The sequence below is a fragment of the Methylobacterium sp. WL18 genome, from assembly GCF_008040015.1.
GTDB classification, from domain to species: domain Bacteria; phylum Pseudomonadota; class Alphaproteobacteria; order Rhizobiales; family Beijerinckiaceae; genus Methylobacterium; species Methylobacterium mesophilicum.
In genome coordinates this window covers 1-1111 of sequence record NZ_VRVD01001010.1, presented here as the reverse complement: position 1 = coordinate 1111, position 1111 = coordinate 1, and the positions used below count along the sequence as shown (strand labels likewise).

The 1111-nt window shown below is 76.3% G+C and carries 2 protein-coding genes; one reads left to right on the top strand and one right to left on the bottom strand.

From position 1 onward, the window contains the following. Positions 1 to 63: 63 nt before the first annotated feature. Entirely contained in the window at positions 64 to 627 is a 564-nt protein-coding gene (locus tag FV228_RS30505; RefSeq protein ID WP_238259953.1) for a GDSL-type esterase/lipase family protein, read from the bottom strand. A gap of 55 nt (positions 628 to 682) precedes the next feature. Here FV228_RS30505 and FV228_RS30500 point away from each other — a divergent pair. Then, the coding region (locus tag FV228_RS30500; RefSeq protein ID WP_147857825.1) for a phage tail tip lysozyme at positions 683 to 1111 on the top strand (429 nt) is incomplete at its 3' end.

Here is a 1111-nt window from a genome sequence, read left to right as displayed (position 1 = left end):
GTGCGGGGGGGGGGGGCGCCAACTTTGCCGTCGCGATAGGCCTGTGGGTCCGCCCGCCCCGCCTCACCGGCCGGCCCCCGGCGCCAGGGCCGCCAGCATCGCCGGCTCGATCGCCGCGTAGCCCGCTCCGTTGAGGTGGATGCCGTCCGCGGTGAAGTCCGGCCGGAGCGCGCCCGACGGGGTGGCGAGCGGCGTGTGATAGTCGATGCGCGCCGCGGCGCTGGCGGCGCAATGAGCCCGGATCCAGCGGTTCAGGGCGTGGATGCGCGCCACGGGCCTGAGTTCGGGGCGCCACCCCCGGAAATCGCTCGGCATCACGGTGCCGATCCACAGCGGCAGCCCGGCCTCGAAGGCCAGCCGCGCCATGGCGGCGATGTTGTCGCGGATCGCCCCGTCCGAGACCGGGCCGCCGATCTCGGCGATGTCGTTGATCCCGCACAGCAGGTGGACGCCCCGGGCGCCGGCCGCGTCGCGGAGGAAGCGGGCGCGGATCTCACCGCTCGTCTGACCCGGGACGCCCCGGGCCACGAAGCCGTGCCGCGCGAAGGTCTCGGCCCGGGCCGCGCCCCAGCCGGCGGTGATCGAATCGCCGATGAACACCAGCGGCCGGTCCTGTCCGTGTCCCACGTGGCCCAATCCGTCCCCCGTCCGCGTCGCGCGGACCCATGCCCGGAGAGTCCCGATGTCCGCAACCACTGGTCCGGCCCGGGGGCCGGGCGACGCCTTCGCGGCCGGCTGCCGGAGCCTGGGGCCGCGCCTGATGCGCGATCTCGGCCTCACCGATCTGCAGGCCGCCGGGCTCCTGGGCAATCTCGGCCACGAGAGCGGCGGCTTCCGCCAGCTCCAGGAGGTCGCCCCGGCGGTGGCCGGGTCTCGGGGCGGCTGGGGCCTGGCGCAATGGACCGGCCCCCGGCGCGTGGCCATGGAGGCCTGGTGCCGGGCGCACACCCTCGATCCGGCCGCCCCCGAGGCCCAGTACGGCTACCTCTGCACGGAGCTGCGCACCACCGAGGCGGCGGCGCTCGCAGCCCTGCGGCAGGCTCCGACCCTGGAGGCCGCCACCGAGAGCGTGTGCCGGCACTTCGAGCGGCCGGGCGTGATCGCGCTGGCG